The sequence below is a fragment of the Flavobacterium sp. KACC 22758 genome (assembly GCF_028736135.1).
Lineage (GTDB): Bacteria > Bacteroidota > Bacteroidia > Flavobacteriales > Flavobacteriaceae > Flavobacterium > Flavobacterium johnsoniae.
In genome coordinates this window covers 3,265,502-3,285,301 of the sequence record NZ_CP117878.1, presented here as the reverse complement: position 1 = coordinate 3,285,301, position 19,800 = coordinate 3,265,502, and the positions used below count along the sequence as shown (strand labels likewise).

Genomic DNA, 19,800 nt, shown 5'->3' with positions numbered 1-19,800 from the left:
TAAAACCTGTTTGGTATTTTGTATTTATAGATAAAGTATATTTTAAGTATAGTATAAGTACAGTTTGTCATTTCGACGTAAGGAGAAATCAAACAAGAAATTCGACAAAGATTATCAAACATAGCCCGAGGTTTAAACCTCGGGAAACGTATTGTTTAATCACGTTACGTCCCAATGATTGAAACCATTGGCTATGTTTTAATAGCAAATAATATATCAAACCCGACAGGTTTCAAAAACCTGTCGGGTTTACAAACGAAATAAAACAAAGAATAATGTTTCAAAAAAAACACCTCTTTTTTATTCTCCTTTTGGCGAGCTTCGTCTCGGCACAGGAAATCCATAAAAAAGAATCTTTTCAGCCAACACTAGAATCCTCAAGACCTTGGGTGTATTGGTATTGGATGAAATCGGCGTATTCTAAACCCGGAATCACAGCCGATTTAGAAGCTATGAAACAAGCTGGAATTGCGGGCGCTTATTTAATGACCATTAAAGGGCCAGCCAATCCAGCATTGATAGATCCGCCGGTTTTACAGTTGACGCCTGAATTTTGGGATATGATTCATTGGGCATTTAAAGAGGCAGATCGTTTAGGGTTAAAACTAGCTTTTCACGGAGCTGACGGATTTGCTGTTGCAGGCGGGCCGTGGATTACGCCAGAGATGTCGATGCAGAAAGTAGTCTGGTCAACAACTGAAATTTTAGGTGGAAAAAAACTTACTTCAAAATTACCAGTTCCAGCGCATTACAAAGACTATTATAAAGACATTGCAACTTTTGCTATTCCAATTAAAGAATACGAAATCACTTCGCAGATGCAACTGCCAAAAGTAACCACATCAAACAATACCGATGCTTCGTTTTTGGCTGATCCTAAAAAAGACGAAAATTTCAAATTTGCAGATGCAGGCTGGATTCAATACGAATTTGCACAGCCTTTTACCTGCAAATCGATTGTAATTGAAACCAAAGGAAGAGATTATCAGGCACAGCGTTTAATTGTGGAAGTGAGTGATGATGGAGTCAATTTTAGATTCCACGAAAGAATGATTGCACCACGTCACGGTTGGCAGGATATGGATTTCCCAAACACACATACCATTACGCCTGTTACGGCAAAATATTTCAGATTTGTTTATGATCCAAAAGGAACTGAACCTGGAGCAGAAGATTTGGATTTTGCGAAGTGGAAACAAAATTTGAAAGTGAGTAAAATAACCCTTTCAAATCAATCTCTGATTGATAATTACGAAGGGAAATCAGGAGCGATTTGGCGTTTGACTCCACAGACTACAGAAAAAGAAATTCCAAACTCTGATACATTCAAAAAATCAGAAATTATCAATATTTCGAATTTTGTTGATGCGGAAGGAAATTTGAACTGGAAAGCACCAAAAGGAAAGTGGAAAATCATCCGAATGGGACATACTTCGACAGGACATGAAAATGCCACTGGCGGAGCAGGAAAAGGACTGGAAGTTGATAAATTCGATCCAGAATTAATTCGTTTTCAGTTGGATCATTGGTTTGGAGAAGCCGTTCGCTCGGCCGGGCCCGAATTAGCTTCAAAAGTTTTAGAAATTCTGCATTTTGACAGCTGGGAATGTGGAAGCCAAAATTGGTCTTCGGTTTTTCAGGCTGAATTTAAAAAGAGACGTGGCTACGATCTTGTAGAATATCTTCCAGTTATGGCAGGAATTCCGATAGAAAATGCCGATTTTTCAGAGAAAGTTTTATACGATGTTCGTAAAACAATTGCCGATTTAGTAGCTGATAATTTCTACGGAACTGTCGCTCAAATTGCAAAAAAATATAACGTAAAATTAAGTTCAGAAAACGTTGCGCCAACAATGATGAGTGATGCTTTGCTGCATTATAAATATGTCGATTATCCAGGTGGTGAATTTTGGCTGAAAAGCCCGACACACGACAAACCTTTTGATATGATCGATGCCATTTCGGGCGGACATATTTACGGAAAAGATATTATTCAGGCAGAATCTTTTACAGCGCTGAGAATGGATTGGGACGAACATCCCGGAAATCTAAAAACAACAGCAGACCGCAATTATGCCTTAGGAATTAACCGTTTATTTTATCATGTTTTTGTACATAATCCGTGGACGGACAGGAAACCAGGAATGACTTTGGATGATATCGGAACTTTTTTCCAAAGAGACCAAACTTGGTGGAAACCTGGAAAAGCTTGGTTTGATTATTGCCAAAGAGTACAGTTTCAGTTGCAAAAAGGAAAACCTGTAATTGACTTGGCGGTTTTTATTGGCGAAGATTTTCCTTCCCGTTCTTTTGTTCCGGATCGTTTGGTGCCTTTTATTCCGAATGTGTTCGGAATAGAAAGATTGGAAAGTGAGAAAATCCGTTTAGAAAATGAAGGTCAGCCAACGGCAAAAATGCCAAAAGAAGTCACCTATTCTAAAAATATAACCGATTTATCACAATGGATTAATCCGCTAAATGGTTATCAATATGATTCTTTTAATGTTGATGTTTTAATTAATAGAGCGAAAGTAGTAAACGGAAAAATCTCATTTGAAGGCGGAATTGAATATGGAGCTTTATTCTTCCCAGGAAGTCATAAAATGGCACCAAATAAGATGCTTTCTTTGGCTTCCGCCGAAAAAATCCTCCAATTAATAAAAGATGGAGCAACGATTTTTGTAGATGAAAAACCGAATCTTCAGCCAGGAATTCAATCAGAAGCTAACCAAAAGAAATGGCAAAATGTAATTGATGAAATTTGGAATAATGCCAATTCATCAATATGGAAAATCGGAAAAGGTACGGTTGTCAAATTACCGTATTTAGGAAATGATTTTGCGTCAATCGGAATTACTCAGGATGTTTATTTTCCAAATTTAAACCGAGCTGATTCAGAAACATTGGCGTGGGCGCATCGTAAATCGGATACTGAAGATATTTATTTCATTTCCAATCAAAAAGGAGAAAAAAGAACATTTGATGCTTCTTTCAGAATAGCTGGAAAAGTTCCGCAATGGTACAATCCTGTGACAGATCAAACTTCAGCTTTATCCAATTGGAAAATAGAAAACGGAAGATCAATTGTTTCGATAGCTTTAGATGCCAACGAATCTGGTTTTGTGATTTTTAAAGAGGAAACGAAAGAAGTTTTAGCACAAGGAAAATCATCTGAATTTGAAAAAGTGCAGGCTTTAGATGAAAACTGGGAACTGCAATTTGATCCTGAATTTAAAGGCCCGAAAGAAAATGTAAAAACAAACAAACTTTTTGACTGGAGCACTTCTGAAAATGATCAAATTAAGTATTATTCAGGAACGGTAGTTTATAAAAAAGAGTTTATCTGGAAAGGAAAAGATTCTAATAGAATATGGTTGGATTTAGGAGAAATCTCAAATATTGCCGAAATCAAAATCAACGGAAAAGATTGCGGAACACTTTGGACTTTCCCTTTCAAAACAGAAATTTCAAAAGCTTTACAAAAAGGAAAAAATACGATAGAAATAAAAGTTACAAATACTTGGGCAAATAGATTAATTGGTGATCAAAAATTGCCAAAAGAAGAAAGATTGACTTGGACAACAGCGCCATTTAGATTAGAAGGAGAGCCGTTGTTAAAAGCGGGATTATTAGGGCCAGTGAGTATTGTAAAAGAAAAATAAAAGTTAGCCACAGATTAAAGGATTAAAAAGGATTTTTTTTGACAAAGAAAGAAGTTAGTTGCCTCCAGCTTTAGCTGGAGGTTAAGAAGAATACACAACAGGGCTTTAGCCAAAAAGTTAGTTTGGCTAAAGCCCATTGAAAATAAACATTTGATGCCCTTCCAGCTAAAGCTGGAGGCAATTGAAAAATAAATATTGGCCACAGATTAAAGGATTCCCAGAGATTAATAATCCTTTTTAATCCTTTAATCTGTGGCAAAAAAAACAAAAAAAATGAAAAAATCAATTATTGCATTACTAACGATTTTAGCAAGTTTTCAAATCAATGCCAAAATCAAATTGCCAGCATTGTTTACAGACAACATGATGCTGCAGCAAAAATCCAACGCGCCAATTTGGGGCTGGGCAGAAAAGAATGCCAACATTGTAATCAAAACTTCTTGGGATTCTAAGACTTACAAGGTAAAAGCAGATGCTTCAGGTAAATGGAAAACAGAATTAAAAACGGTTTCATTTGGTGGCCCTTATACCATTGAAGTTTCAGAAGGAAACGAGAAAGTAACCATTAAAAATGTTTTGCTAGGTGAAGTATGGCTTTGTTCAGGTCAGTCGAATATGGAAATGCCTTTGAAAGGATTTCAAGGTCAGCCTGTTAAAAATGGAAACGAAATCATTGTAAGATCAACCAATAAAAACATTCGTTTAATTACGATTCCAAGAGCAACGGTTTTAGAACCTTTACAAGATTTCGAAGGAAAATGGGAAGAAGCTTCTCCAAAATCGACTTCAAATTTTAGTGCAACAGCTTGGTATTTTGGATCGCTCTTACAAGAAGTTTTAGATGTTCCGGTTGGTTTAATTCATGTTTCGTACGGCGGTTCAAGTATGGAAGCGTGGATGAATCAGGAAATGCTGAAAGATTTTACAAGTGCTAAAATCCCGACTACAAAAGAAGAATTAGTAAAAGACCCAAATCGTGTACCAACGACTTTGTTTAACGGAATGCTTTCGCCTGTAATTGGTTACGGAATCAAAGGCTGTATCTGGTATCAGGGAGAATCAAATTACGAAAGAGCTTCTGAATATACTGCTTTAATGAAAAAAATGGTCAGCAGTTGGAGAACGCTGTGGAATCAGGGAGATTTTCCTTTTTATTTCGCTCAGATTGCGCCGTTTAATTACGCTTCATTTCATCCAAAAGATTATTTAGAAAAATACAATTCGGCTTATTTGAGAGAAGCACAGTTTAAGGCTTCAAAGGAAATTCCAAACTCAGCAATGGCAGTTTTAATGGATGTTGGTGAAGAAAATAACATTCATCCAATGGATAAAGAAAAAGGAGGAAATAGATTAGCTTTTCAGGCTTTGGCAAGAACGTATGGAATTGAAGGTTTTGAATTCGAAAGTCCAAAATACAAATCGATGGAAATTAAAGAGGGTGCTGTAACGGTTTCTTTTGATGATGTAGCTAACGGAATTACGTCTTATGATAAAGAAGTTTTAGGTTTTGAAATCGCAGGAGCAGACAAAGTTTTCTATCCAGCTAAAACTGTGGTAAGAAGAAAATCAGTTGTTTTGACTTCGGATAAAGTAAAAAATCCAGTTGCAGTAAGATATTTATGGAAAGATTTCACTAAAGCGGAATTGTTTAGCGCAGGAGGTTTGCCGGTTTCTTCGTTTAGAACAGACGATTGGTAATTTTATAATGGTTAATTGTAAATTAACGTGCAGTTTGTCATTTCGAGGAACGAGAAATCAGACTAGAAATTCCGTAACAATTATCGACAATCTTTGTGGTTACGCGTGAGATTCCTCGTTCCTCGGAATGACAACAAGAATTAAAAAATAAATGAAATACATAAAATACATACTTCTCTTCATCACGTTTTGCCTTAAAGCGCAGATTCCTGCGCTTGATAATTACAATCAAATCTGGACAACGCAAAGCAACAATTCATCAGAATCTATGCCTTTGGGAGGCGGAGATATTGGTATGAATGTCTGGGTGGAGAAAGGCGATTTATATTTCTATTTTTCACGAAGCGGAACTTTTGATGAACACAATACTTTATTGAAATTAGGTCGTGTAAAAGTGACTTTAAGTCCGAATCCGTTTGAAGGAAAAGATGGTTTTTATCAGGAATTGAAGCTTAAGGACGGATATGTTTTGGTTGGACAGAATGATACTAAAATCAAACTTTGGGTTGATGTTTTTAAACCGATAATTCATGTTGATTTAGAAAGTAAAAAAACATTAAAAATGACGGCTTCTTATGAAAGCTGGCGTTATCAAAATCGTTATCCGAAAGGAAAAGAAAACAACGCGAATTCTTATAAATGGGCGCCTCAGGGAGAACTTATTACGTATAAAGATTCTATTTCGTTTGAAAATAACGGAATAAAATTTTATCATAGAAACAGGGAAAATACTGTTTTTGATGTTGCGGTAAAACAGCAGAAAATGGAATCGGTTAAAGACCTGATGATGAACCCGATTGCGAATCTGACTTTTGGCGGATTTATGACAGGCGATAATCTTAAACCAGATGGAACTTATTTAGGAAAATACCAGTCAACTGATTTTAAAGGATTTAATTTGTCAAGCATAAAACCTTCGAAAAAACATTCATTGGAAATTTATTTAAATAACAATCAATCTGATTTTTCTACTTGGGATAATGGATTAAAAAGTTTGATTTCATCCAATAAAAAAAGCTCTAAACAAGCTGAAAAAAACACTCAAAAATGGTGGAATAATTTTTGGAACCGCAGTTTTATTTTCACACAAAAAAATCAATCGATTGAGAAAGATTCAGTGTATCAAATCGGACAGAATTATCAATTGTTCCGATACATGCTTGGATGCAATGCGTACGGAAAATATCCAACAAAATTCAACGGCGGACTTTTTACGGTTGATCCTGTTTATAGCAATAAAGATTTAAATTTTACGCCTGATTTCAGAAATTGGGGCGGAGGAACGATGACGGCACAAAACCAAAGATTGGTTTATTTTCCAATGGTAAAAAGTGGTGATTTTGATATGATGAAATCTCAATTGGATTATTATGTAAGTCTTCAAAAAAATGCTGAATTGCGTTCAAAAGTATATTGGAATCATAATGGAGCATCATTCACAGAACAATTAGAAAATTTTGGGCTTCCAAATCCAGCAGAATACGAATGGAAACGTCCCGCAGACTACGATCCAGGAATGGAATATAATGCGTGGCTAGAATATGAATGGGATACGGTTTTAGAATTCTGTCAGATGATGTTGCAGCAAAAGGAATATGCTGGGGAAGATATTCAGAAATACAATTCGTTTATTATAAGTTGTCTTCGATTTTTCGATGAACATTACCAATATCTAGCAAAACAAAGGGGAAGAAAAGCTTTGGACGGAAACGGGAAATTAATTCTTTTTCCGGGTTCGGGAGCAGAAACTTATAAAATGGCGAATAATGCCAACAGTACAATTTCGGCTTTGCAAGTTATTACAGAAAATCTTTTAAACCTTTCTGGTAATCAATTGTCAAAAGAAGACGTTGAATATTTAAAAGCATTTCAAACGAGAATTCCGCCTTTAAACTTTGGGCAGATTGAAAATCATAAAGTTTTACTTCCTGCCAAAACGTGGGAAAGAGTTAATAATTCTGAAGTTCCGCAATTGTATCCCGTTTATCCGTGGGGAATTTACGGCATTGGGAAACCTGATTTGGAAACGGCTTTAAATACATGGAAATACGATCCAGATGCTTTAAAATTCAGAAGTCATATTGGATGGAAACAGGATAATATTTTCTCGGCTCGTTTGGGTTTAACCGAAGAAGCAGCAAAATATAATACGCTAAAAATGGCGAATTCAGAAAGACGTTTTCCAGCTTTTTTGGGACCAGGATTTGACTGGGTTCCAGATCATAATTGGGGTGGATCAGGAATGATTGGCATGCAGGAAATGCTTTTGCAAGAAGTAGAAGGAAAGATTTATCTTTTTCCAGCTTGGCCAAAAGAATGGAATGTTCATTTTAAATTACACGCCAAACAAAATACTACAATTGAAGCCGAGCTTATGAATGGAGAATTGAAGGTTTTAAAAGTAATTCCAGAAGAAAGAAAAAAAGACATTATAAATCTGTTAGGAAAATCTGAAGCAGAGAAAACGAAATTAAACTAACTATTGCTAATTAAAATGATAAAGAAATTAATAAGTGCTGCTGTTTTGTCCATGCTTTTGACCACAAATGGACAAGCACAATCAGTTGCAAATACTGATAAACAAGTCGTAAGAGTGGACTTTGACTTTTTTCAAAGAAGACTAGAAGAAGTTCATGACCCAAGTTATGATTCGTGGGTAATTAATGAAGGAAAAGAAGCCGAAAAATCATTTAACAATGTGTCATTTAAATTAAAAGGAAACTTTACTTCAAAATGGTATAAAGTGGGAATGAGTGCTCCACATTATAACAAATTGGGAAGTGATGGATTGGTTACGGCTGAAAATTTAGAATTGAAAATCAGTGGATTGAAAGCTGGCAAACATACACTTTTGACTTTTCATAACGCATTTGATGTCATTACAGGAAAAACTTTTTCTCCGATCAAAATCTATGTTAACGGAAAACTTCAGGAAACGGTAAATGCGAGTCAGAGAGCCAATGCTAAAATTGATGCTTCAATGGCGTATATCGCTTTTAATGCTGAAAAAGGCAAAGATGTAGTTGTTCGCTTTGAAATTGATCCGACCACAAATCCTGATATTGTAAAACAAATTGTGATTAATGGTTTTGAAATTGATACGCCAAACCTTATGAATCAGGCGCGTACTCCCGAACCAAAAAACAGAGACGAACATGTGGAAGTAACTAAAAATGTGATTTTGAAATGGGACGCTCCAAAAAGTGTTGTATCTCATAAGTTGTTTTTTGGTGAAGATAAAAATGCAGTAGAAAACGCAACCGAATCTTCAAAAGAGTTTAAAGGAAAACTAACTGAGAAATTGTATTCAGTTTCTGATTTATATTCGGGAACAACTTATTATTGGAGAGTCGATGAAGTGGATAATAATGGTGAAGTTACATTAGGAAATGTATGGTCATTTAAACCTGCTCAATTGGCGTTTCCAGGTGCAGAAGGCTACGGACGTTATGCAGTTGGAGGACGTGGCGGAAAAGTAATTGAAGTAACCAATTTAAATGACGATGGTCCGGGAAGTTTACGCGATGCAATTAATCAGGAAATTGGACCAAGAACGATCGTTTTTAATGTTTCAGGAAATATAAAACTGGCTTCTAGATTAGTAGCAAATCAGCCTTATATCACTATTGCGGGACAAACGGCTCCGGGAGAAGGAATCACGATCAGCAGAGCGCCAATTGGATTGACAGGAAATGATGGTGTAATTCGATTTTTGAAAGTGAGAATTGGCGGTGGAACTACTTTTGACGGAATGGGATTAACAGGTGCAGATTACAGTATTATTGATCACTGCTCGATTAGCTGGACAATTGATGAATCGTTTAGTTCGCGTGGTGCGCATCATATTACTTTACAACGAACTTTAATTTCTGAAGCTTTAAACATTGCGGGACATGATAAATATCCTGCTGGAAAAATGCATGGTTTTGCAGCAACAATTGGTGGAGATATTGGTAGTTTTCATCATAATTTATTGGCGCATAATCAAGGTCGTAACTGGAGTATCGGCGGTGGCTTAAACGGTGACGGTTATTACACAGGAAGATTGGATATCACAAACAATGTGGTTTACAATTGGGGTGGAAGAACAACTGACGGAGGAGCAAATGAAGTGAATTTTGTAAACAATTTTTATAAACCAGGTGCTTCAACTACCATATTTGTAGCCTTAAATGCACAACACGAAGGTGTTGGAAAAGGAATGCAACGTTACTATTTTAACGGAAACATAATGCCGGGTTACTTTGATGAGAAATCTCAGGATAAAGGCAGAAAATCTACTATAAGTCATAATGAGAAAGTAGATTATGAAACTTTTGTAAACAAACCATTTTTTCCTTCGTATGTAGAAACGCAATCAGCGAAAGCGGCTTATAAAAATGTGCTTTCAGATGTTGGTGCTAATCAGCCGTTTTTTGATAAACATGATAACAGAATTGTAGAGGAAACTTTAAAAGGAACTTTCACTTACAAAGGGAGTAAAAGCGGTTTAGGCGGAATGATTGATAACGAACAAGATGCAGGCGGATGGCCAAATTTTGCTTCAGAAACTCGTCCGACAGATTGGGATACAGATCATGACGGTTTGCCAAACTGGTGGGAAAAAGCTTTTGGGTTAAACGAAAATTCGAAAGCTGGAGATTTCTCAGATGCCAATCAAGATACAGACAAAGACGGATTTACGCAGTTGGATAATTATTTAGACTGGTTGGCTCAGCCTCATTATTTTATCAATTTAAAAGATAAAAAAGTTTTAAATGCTTCAGATCATTTCAAAGGCTATGAAAACAAACCAGCTTATACTTTCTCGGATCTTAAAAATGGAAAAGTGGTTTTAAAAGGAAAAGAAATTCAGTTTACAACTGTTGAAAAAGGATTTGCTTCTTTCGTTCTAACTGTAAAAGATGCAGACGGAGATTCAATGAGCAGAACCATTAATTTCTTTGTAAAATAAAAAATTAGTCCGCCACGAATTCACGAATTTATATATTCAAAAATTAAAAAAAATAATTCGTGAATTCGTGGCTGAAAAAAAATATTCAAAATGAAAAAGAACATCATCATATCCTCTTTATTTCTTTCAACCGTAATCTTTGCGCAGAACAAAGGTTTGGTTGCCAATTCAGAAAGTCCGTATTCGAAATTACAGAGTGTTGGTTTGCAAGATGTAAAATGGACAAACGGTTTTTGGAAAGAACAATTTGATGTAGAAAACAAAAACACTTTGCCGTATATGTGGGATTTGTATCATAACGATGAGATTTCGCATGCTTACAAAAACTTCGAGATTGCAGCAGGTTTGAGTAAAGGAACTTTTAAAGGACCTTCATTTCATGATGGTGATTTCTACAAGATTTTTGAGGGAATGGCAGCGACTTATGCTGTCACAAAAGATAAAAAACTCGATGCTGAAATGGATAAAGCCATTACGCTTTTCGCGAAAGTGCAACGTAAAGATGGTTATATTCATACGCCAGTTTTAATTGATGAACGCTGGGGAACTTTAGGTCCAGAAGAAGTAAAAAAACAATTGGGTTTTGAGAAATACAATATGGGACATTTAATGACTGCAGCTTGTATTCATTATCGCGCCACGGGAAAAACAAACTTTCTGAACATCGCAAAAGGTGTTGCCGATTTCTTGTATGATTTCTACAAAAAAGCTTCGCCAGAATTAGCCCGAAATGCGATTTGTCCGTCACATTATATGGGAATTGTCGAAATGTACAGAACGACTAAGAATCCGAAATATCTGGAATTAGCTAATAATCTAATCGATATTCGCGGAACTACAAATGACGGAACCGATGATAATCAGGACAGAGTTCCGTTTAGACAGCAGACAACTGCAATGGGACACGCCGTAAGAGCGAATTACTTGTACGCAGGAGTTGCTGATTTATATGCTGAAACGGGAGAAAAGAAATTACTGGATAATTTAGAATCGATTTGGGATGATGTAACGTATCGCAAAATGTATATTACAGGAGGCTGTGGATCTTTATACGATGGCGTTTCGCCAGACGGAACATCTTATGATCCAACTGTTGTGCAGAAAATCCACCAAGCTTACGGAAGACCTTTTCAATTACCGAACGCAACAGCTCATACCGAAACCTGTGCTAATATTGGAAACGTGTTATGGAATTGGAGAATGCTTCAGATTACTGGAGATGCCAAATATGCTGATATTGTAGAATTAGCTCTTTATAACAGTGTACTTTCTGGAATGGATTTGGAAGGAGAAAAATTCTTGTATAACAATCCGCTGAATGTTTCAAATGATTTACCGTTTCATCAGCGTTGGGGAAATGAGCGTGAAGGGTATATTGCTTTATCAAATTGCTGTGCGCCAAACGTAACTAGAACTGTTGCCGAGGTTGGAAATTATGCTTATAATATCTCGAAAGAAGGTTTGTATGTAAATTTATACGGAAGTAATCAATTGAAAACAAAATCTTTAAATGGAGAAGAAATAGAAATTGAACAGCAAACCAATTATCCGTGGGACGGAAAAATAACGTTGAAAATTATAAAAGCTCCAAAAGATTTACAGACTTTCTTTTTAAGAATTCCAGGTTGGAGTCAAAATGCTGAAGTTTCAATAAATAACGCAAAGATTACTGAAAAAATCGTTTCTGGAACTTACTTGAAATTAAATCAAAAATGGAGAAGAGGAGATGTAATCGAATTGAATCTTCCAATGCCGGTTGAATTGATGGAAGCTAATCCGTTGGTAGAAGAAGTTAAAAATCAGGTTGCTGTGAAAAGAGGACCTTTGGTGTATTGTTTAGAATCAGATCAGCTACCTGCTAAAATTAGTGTAAATGATGTGGCTTTGAATTTGAAATCAAATTTCGCAACAAATAATTTTACATTGAATAATAGAAATTTAGTAAGCATTGATGCCGAAGCTGTTATAAATTCGAATAATTCTTGGAATAAAACGTTGTACAAACCGCTTTCTTCTAAGGATGCAACTGTAGTTCCAGTAAAATTAATTCCTTATTTTGCGTGGGGAAATAAAGGAAAAGGAGAAATGACGGTTTGGATGTCGCATTAATTTTTGGACGCGGATGATACGGATTGCCCTTGGCAAAACGCGGATTTAAACGGATTTCTAATTTTATTGAAATACAATCAACTTTGTCAAAGTTCAAAACTTTGACAAAGATTTTTTGCAGTAACCATAAAGTTTGTCATTTCGACGAAGGAGAAATCTTCGCGAGAAGCTCGACAAAGATTAGTGATTCACTTTGCGGAGTTACTTGCGAAGATTTCTCCTTCGTCGAAATGACAAAAAGTCTCTAACCAAAATATAATAAAATAAAAATATGAAATACATTTTAGCCTTATTTTTAATAGCAACCCTTTCGATATCAGCTCAAACACTTGATAATAAATTAGCATTAACCGTTGCACAAGACGGTTCGGGAGATTTTAAAACCATTCAGGAAGCGGTGAATAATGTAAAAGATAATTCAGAGAAACGTGTTGTAATCACTATAAAGCCAGGAAAGTATGTCGAGAAATTGGAAATTCCAGCTTCCAAAACTTTCATTACTTTAAAAGGAACAGATAAAAATAAAACTATTATTTCATTTGATGATTATTCAGGGAAACCGCTTCGTGAACCAGATCCGTCGGGTAAAAAAGAATTCGGAACGGGAACTTCATATTCTTTCATGATTAAAGGAAACGATTGTACGCTTGAAAATCTTACTGTTGAAAATACAGCAGGAAGAGTAGGACAGGCGGTGGCGCTTCACATTAAGGGAGATAGAATTATTGTAAAAAATTGCAATCTTTTAGCCAATCAGGATACACTTTATTTGTCGGAAGGAAACACCCGAACTTATTTTGAAAACTGTTTTATCAACGGTACAACCGATTTTATTTTTGGTGCTGCAACTGCTTATTTTTATAAATGTACCATCGAAAGTTTAACGAACTCGTATATCACGGCGGCTTCAACTCCGCAAGGGCAAGCTTATGGTTTTGTTTTTGTTGATTGCAAGCTTACTGCAAAAGACAAATCGGTAGACAAAGTATTTCTAGGAAGACCTTGGAGACCTTATGCACAAACTGTTTTCATTAATACCAATATTGGTTCGCACATTATTCCAGAAGGATGGAATGCCTGGATAGATACTCGTTTTCCTGATAAAGATAAAACAGCTTATTACGCGGAATACGGAAGTAAAGGTGCAAGTACAAAAAATATCTCACAGCGAGTGTCATGGTCGTATCAATTAACTAAAGATGATATAAAAAAATACTATAAAGATTTAGTTTTGAATGGATGGAATCCTGCCAAATAAATTTAAAATTGAACTATCCTGCCTGAATTTATGTGTATAAACCACACTAAAAATTAAAATTTCTCTTCAAAAATCTCGTGAAGGCCTATCATAAAAGGCATTCAAAAAAAATATTGGTCAGAATTTACGTTTAAAAAAAATATTTTTTTATGAAATATTTAAGAATTGATTTTGATATCAAATCTTTAATTTTCTTGTAAGTTTTTTACTTTTAATTGCATTTTCAGATATAAATGTGTAAGCTTTTTTTGTAGAAATTGAGTAAAGTTAATCTGCTCAGAAACAGTAACTAATTAGCATTATTTGCATTAAAAATAGATAAATTTTGTTTTTGATGCGTTTTCTTCGATTTTTAATTGAAAAGGCATTCTTCTATTTGATTATACTCAAACATTTTCTCTGTTTTTTCTATTTAGCTCACTTATTCTTTCAATTTTTTATTAATATTGTTTTTTTGAGTTGTTTTTTTTTAGATAATGCCATTAAAACAGGATAGAGCAGGACGGTTGTAATATATGATCGTTATATTTTTGGATTATTAAAATAAATGTATTTTTAACATTTAATTACAACGATTTCGTTTCTTTGAAATCTTAATAATTATTTAAGATGCATTTAAAACATGACTAACTAACAATAATAAACTAACCAAACAAAAAAGCATTTATGAAACAAGCACTTTTAAAGAGATGTAGTTTTCTTTTGTTTGCACTGATGAGTGTAATTACTTATGCTCAAACCGCAGGCACTCCAATTAAGATTACAGGTACAGTGACTGACAATTCAGGATTTCTTTTACCTGGTGTAAACGTAACTGAAAAATCGTCTAAAAACACTGTTACTACAGATTACAATGGTAAGTACCAAATTACAGTGAAGCCAGGAGCAACATTGGTTTTTTCTTTTATTGGTATGAAGAAAGTAGAAATTCCACTAGCAGGACGTACTACTCTTAATGCTAAATTACAAGAAGATTCTAATGAGTTAAATGATATTGTGGTTGTGGCATATGGTACTCAAAAGAAACAAAAAATAACAGGAGCAATTGCTACAATAAAACCAGATGAAATTCAGGATTTACCTGTTTCAAATTTAGGTGAATCTTTAAGAGGTTTAACTCCGGGATTAAATGTATCTGGCGGTTCTGGTCGTCCAGGGGTTGGAGCTGATGTTTCGATACGTCAATCTTTTGGTTTTTCTAAAGATGGAAACACTACTATTCCATTGATTGTAATTGATGATATGGTGCAGATTGATCCAACAACAGGATTAGCAACACTTGAAACATTTAATAGATTAGATCCTTCAGAAATTGAAAGTATTACAGTTTTAAAAGACGGTTCTGCTGCTATTTATGGTTCTCGTGCTTCTCAAGGAGCGATACTTGTAAAAACAAAAAGAGGTCAAGATGGTAAATTAAAGTTCAACTATTACAGCCAGTCAGCATTTAATGATGCTGTTAGTCATAGTAAAGTAATGAGCGCTTATGACCACGGAATTTGGAAAAACAGATTTTTAAATTCTAATCTTGAGGCTGATAAATCTAAATACTTTTCTGCAGAGGAATTAGAGCAGATGAAAGGACTAGATTATAATTGGCTTAAAAAAGCATGGAAACCTGCTTTTCAACAAAGACACTCATTGAGTGCAAGTGGCGGAAATGATAAAGCGACATACTTTGCAGGTATAACTTATTTTGATCAGGGAGCTAACCTTGGTGAACAAGATTATAAAAAATGGAATTTCCGTACTGGTTTAACAGCTAAGCTGGCTAAAGATTTTGAACTTTCTGCTGCAATCTCAGCAAACACAGTTGATACTAGAAAATCATTTTCTAAAGCTTCTGCAAACATCAGCGATTCAAGTTTTGGTGGAGCAGGAGGTGGAGAGCAGGCAGATTATGGATATTTACTGCATATGCCAAGATATATTCCATGGTCTACTACTGTAGAAGGTAAAGAGTATTGGCTGTCTCCAATCGCTCGTACAGATCGAAACTTACAAAGTGCAAACGCAAATAATACTATCGCAGGATGGAATTATTTTGCAGGATTAGACAACGGTTATCAAATTGACGAAGAATTTTCATATAATGTGAATTTATCTTTGAATTATAAAGTTTCTTTTATTAAAGGTTTATCACTTAAGGGAAGTTATGCCAGAAGCCAGTCAAGCGCTAATTCTGAGCAAGTACAATTACCATATGATTTAGCCAGAATTAGAAATTATGAAACAATAGGAAATCACCTGGCTGGTGCTGCAGATCCAACTATTTATAATTCAGTAACTAATCCAGCGGGAGATTATCTTATAGAAACTAATGTTAGAAACTCAAGAGTTTATTATAATACAGATGTTGATAAGGTAATTCAGGCAAACTTTTTTGCAAACTATGCAAGAACTTTTGGGGATCACAGTGTTGATGCAATGTTTGGTATTGAACGTTCAGAAGCTAACTTTAAAAATACCAGATTGGCTTATGAAGGTACTTCAAAAGATTATTTAGGAAGTAATACTACTGCTGGTACAATTACAACAAACTCAACAGCAAATAAAGGAGAATCTGGAACATTTTCTTACTTAGGACGTGTAAACTACAGCTACAAAGACAAATATCTTTTGCAGTTACTTTTTAGAAGTGATGCTTCTACAAAATTTGCACCAGAAAATTATTGGGGATTTTTCCCATCAGCTCAGTTAGGGTGGGTTGTTTCAAACGAAAAATGGTTTAAAGAAGCAGTTCCGGTTATTGATAATTTAAAACTACGTTATTCTATTGGTAAAACCGGAAAAGATAACATTAAACCATGGCGCTGGCTTGTTCTTTATGATGTTATTGCTGATAAGGGTAATCAATTTGGTTCAGCAGGAGGTACTCTTGGCGGTGCTATTACACCAAGAGCGACACCTAATCCAGATATTAAATGGGATGCAACAATCAAACAAAACTTTGGTATTGATGTGAGCTTATTAAAAAATAGACTTCAGCTTACTACAGATTTTTACTATGATAAATCTACAGATATGCTGATTAGTTTAGCTGGTGAAGCAGGAACTCCAATTTCTATTGGTGGTGCTTTTGCAGAACAAAATTATGCAGATGTAAATGCATGGGGAACAGAGATTAGTTTAACTTGGAAAGACAAAATTAAAAGAGATTTAAGCTATAACGTAGGAATCAACTTTGGTTTCTCAGATAATGAATATAAAAAATATCCAACAGCACCATCTCAGCATCCATCGTATAATACTATTGAAACAGGTTATTCAACCTTTATGCCAGTATGGGGATTCAGAACTTGGAAAGGAACTTCTACAGGAGACGGTATTTTACGTACAGATGAAGATGTTACGAACTACTGGAATTATTTAGCGGCAAATGCAGCTGCAGTTGGCGGAGCTCCAAATTATTTGGGTATTAATAATGTTTCACAAATGAGAAAAGGTATGCTGGCTTATGAAGATGTTGGAGGAGCATATGATGGTACAACAAAAACTCAGGCACCTGCAGACGGACAGATTGCAAGACAATTAGATTATGTTAAATTAGCTAACAGTAACAGAACTTACGGATTCACTTCGAATTTAGGATTAAATTATAAATCTTTTTATTTTAGAACTCAGATAGCTACTACATGGGGAGGGTATAACTCAATCGACTTAGTACAACAAGGTACTGGATCTACTCAAAATGACTGGGGACATGAAGTTTTTTGGAAAGATATGTATGATGCTACTGATAATCCAAACGGAAAATATCCTAATATGGGACAACAAGGAACTGCTTTTGCTCCATCAGATTTTTGGGAACTTAGCAACTTTAGATGTGTAGTTAGAAATTTAACTGTAGGATTTGAATTGCCTCAAGAGCCTCTTAAAACAATTGGTGTACAAAGAGTTACTTTAGGAGTTACAGGAAATAACCTTTGGGATTTATATAATCCATATCCAAACCATTATCGTAATATGTACGATACATCTTCAGCAAGATATCCTACACTTAGAACATGGTCAGTTAATTTGAATGTAACATTCTAAAATTTAATCTTAAGAATTATGAAAACAAAATTTAATAAATATATATCACTGGCACTTTTACTTATTGTAGGTGCTTCGTGCAGCGATAATTTTTTAGAAGAGAAAAAGCAGTACAATTATTTTGATGATGAATTTTATCAAAGTGAAGAAAGAGTAAATTGGTATGTAAATAACGTATACTATGACTTTTTTGATGCTTACAAATCTCCAATGGGTACAGTAGTAGGTTCATTTGCTACAACTCAGGCTTCTTATACTGAAGAGGTGGGTGGAATATCAAATAATGCAAGCGATAAAAGTTTTATCAACCCTAATTTTACCTGGGAAAATGCTGCTGATGCTTCTGCATACTATGGAACACCTTTAGCAGATGCTGTTAAAAATGAGCCTTACAATAGAATTAGAGATTGTAATTCTATGTTGGAAAATATAGATATTAAAGGAGCTAATTTGTCGCAGGTTTTCCGTAATCGTATAAAAGGACAGATGTATTATTTAAGAGCTATTCAGTATTTTGATTTAATGCGTACTTATGGCGGAGTTCCAATTGTAACTACAGTTGAAAATGCAACTAATAACAATCCTGCAACACAATTGCCTAGAGCTAAAGTTTCTGAAGTAGTAGCACAAATTGTAAGCGATTTAGATATGGCTGCAAGTTTATTACCTACAGCAGCGGAATGGGGAGCAGCAGAATACGGACGTTACACAAAAGGAGCTGCTTTGGCTCAAAAGTCAAGAGTTCTATTAACGTATGCAAGCCCTTTATTTAATAAAAACTGGGAGTCTCCAGAGCGTTGGGATGCTGCATTAAAAGCAGGATTAGAAGCGGAGACACAATTAATTGCTGCAGGACATAATTTATATGGAGCATCAGCAAGTGATTGGGCAAAAATGTTTTATATTTCTGATAACAGTTTCAATCCAGAAGCAATTACAGTTCGTTTATTAGCAAACGGTACTACAAATCTTAATTCAAATAATTCATGGGAAAAATCTATTAGACTTGCGAGCCAGGGAGGTGCGGCTGGAAGTGGTGTGAAAGCTCCAAAAAGAATGATTGATTTATTTCCTATGGCTAACGGAAAAAGACCTACTGCAGCGAATCTATATGATCCATTCTTATTTTTTAAAGATCGTGATCCTCGTTTTTACAGAACTTTTGCATTCTCTGGAAGTTACTGGCCATATACAAATAGTGTTCCTAATACAACAACTCAACCTACTGTATGGGCATATCGCTGGTCTACTCCAGCTGCAAATACATTTGGATTTAGTATGGGTAATGATGTTCCAAGTCCTGCTTTTGTTCGTAAAATGTCAAGTCCTACAGTTGGTAATGCGAGTAACTTTCAATATTCAGGTACAGATATCATAGATTATCGTTTCGCTGAGTTATTGTTAAACATTGCAGAATGTTATGCAGCATTAGGACAAACAAATAACACATTAGCCTATTTAGGCAGAATTAGAAATCGTGTTGGTATTCCTGCAGCAAACAATTATGGTATTGGAACTTTAGGAAATAAATACGAAGCAATCGAAGCATGTTTATATGAGCGTAGAGTAGAATTAGCGTATGAAGGAAAACGTTTCTGGGATATTCAAAGATGGATGTTATACAGCAACGATGCAGGAACTTGTTCAAAATTAGGATTAGAGCCAATTAATGGTACACAACGTGTTGGTAATTACCTGCATTACAAAATAGGTAATAGTGCAGTTAATACTGATCCTTTAACATCTGCTCGTGCTTCTATATCGGTAGATCCGGATGCAGCAAACTTTCAGGCACAAATTACAGCTTTAGCGGCTTTTTATACTACTAATTTTGAATTACGTTCACCTCCAACACCTATGGATAACATTGGTGGTACAGCAACTAATATAAACTTTAGACAGAACTATTATATTCAGGGATTAAGTCAGGCTGTATTAGCACAAAATCCATGGTTAAAGCAAACTGTTGGATGGAAAGATGCAAATGGTGCTTCTGGAACTTACGATTACCAAGAATAAATTTTACTATTAAAAAACAGAATATTTATATAAAGCTTTTCACCTGTATTCGTCAAAAGATA

8 protein-coding genes are annotated in these 19,800 nt (G+C 35.2%); all 8 read left to right on the top strand.

Features of this window, described 5'->3' with window-relative positions:
• Positions 1-275 precede the first annotated feature (275 nt).
• The 8 genes from PQ462_RS14000 to PQ462_RS13965 all read left to right on the top strand — a co-directional run bounded on the left by PQ462_RS14000 (position 276) and on the right by PQ462_RS13965 (position 19,738).
• Positions 276-3,662, top strand: coding sequence for a glycosyl hydrolase (locus tag PQ462_RS14000; RefSeq protein WP_274250437.1), 3,387 nt, complete (start codon positions 276-278; stop codon positions 3,660-3,662).
• Between the two features lie 273 nt (positions 3,663-3,935).
• Positions 3,936-5,360 (top strand): sialate O-acetylesterase, encoded by a 1,425-nt coding sequence (locus tag PQ462_RS13995; RefSeq protein WP_274250436.1) that lies wholly within the window; start codon positions 3,936-3,938, stop codon positions 5,358-5,360.
• A 151-nt stretch (positions 5,361-5,511) separates the two neighbouring features.
• Positions 5,512-7,839 (top strand): DUF5703 domain-containing protein, encoded by a 2,328-nt coding sequence (locus PQ462_RS13990; RefSeq protein WP_274250435.1) that lies wholly within the window; start codon positions 5,512-5,514, stop codon positions 7,837-7,839.
• Positions 7,840-7,854: 15 nt separating this feature from the next.
• Positions 7,855-10,314: a pectate lyase family protein gene (locus tag PQ462_RS13985; protein WP_274250434.1), complete on the top strand. Its 2,460-nt coding sequence runs from the start codon at positions 7,855-7,857 to the stop codon at positions 10,312-10,314.
• 90 nt (positions 10,315-10,404) lie between these two features.
• Positions 10,405-12,423 (top strand): aceric acid hydrolase, encoded by a 2,019-nt coding sequence (locus PQ462_RS13980; RefSeq protein ID WP_274250433.1) that lies wholly within the window; start codon positions 10,405-10,407, stop codon positions 12,421-12,423.
• A gap of 271 nt (positions 12,424-12,694) precedes the next feature.
• Positions 12,695-13,681 carry a pectinesterase family protein gene (locus tag PQ462_RS13975; protein WP_274250432.1) on the top strand — a complete coding sequence of 329 codons (987 nt, stop codon included), beginning with the start codon at positions 12,695-12,697 and terminating at the stop codon, positions 13,679-13,681.
• A 666-nt stretch (positions 13,682-14,347) separates the two neighbouring features.
• The gene (locus tag PQ462_RS13970) at positions 14,348-17,719 is read left to right on the top strand and encodes a SusC/RagA family TonB-linked outer membrane protein (RefSeq protein WP_274250431.1); all 3,372 of its coding nucleotides are present in this window, start codon (positions 14,348-14,350) and stop codon (positions 17,717-17,719) included.
• An 18-nt stretch (positions 17,720-17,737) separates the two neighbouring features.
• Positions 17,738-19,738: a RagB/SusD family nutrient uptake outer membrane protein gene (locus PQ462_RS13965; protein ID WP_274250430.1), complete on the top strand. Its 2,001-nt coding sequence runs from the start codon at positions 17,738-17,740 to the stop codon at positions 19,736-19,738.
• Positions 19,739-19,800: the final 62 nt, after the last annotated feature.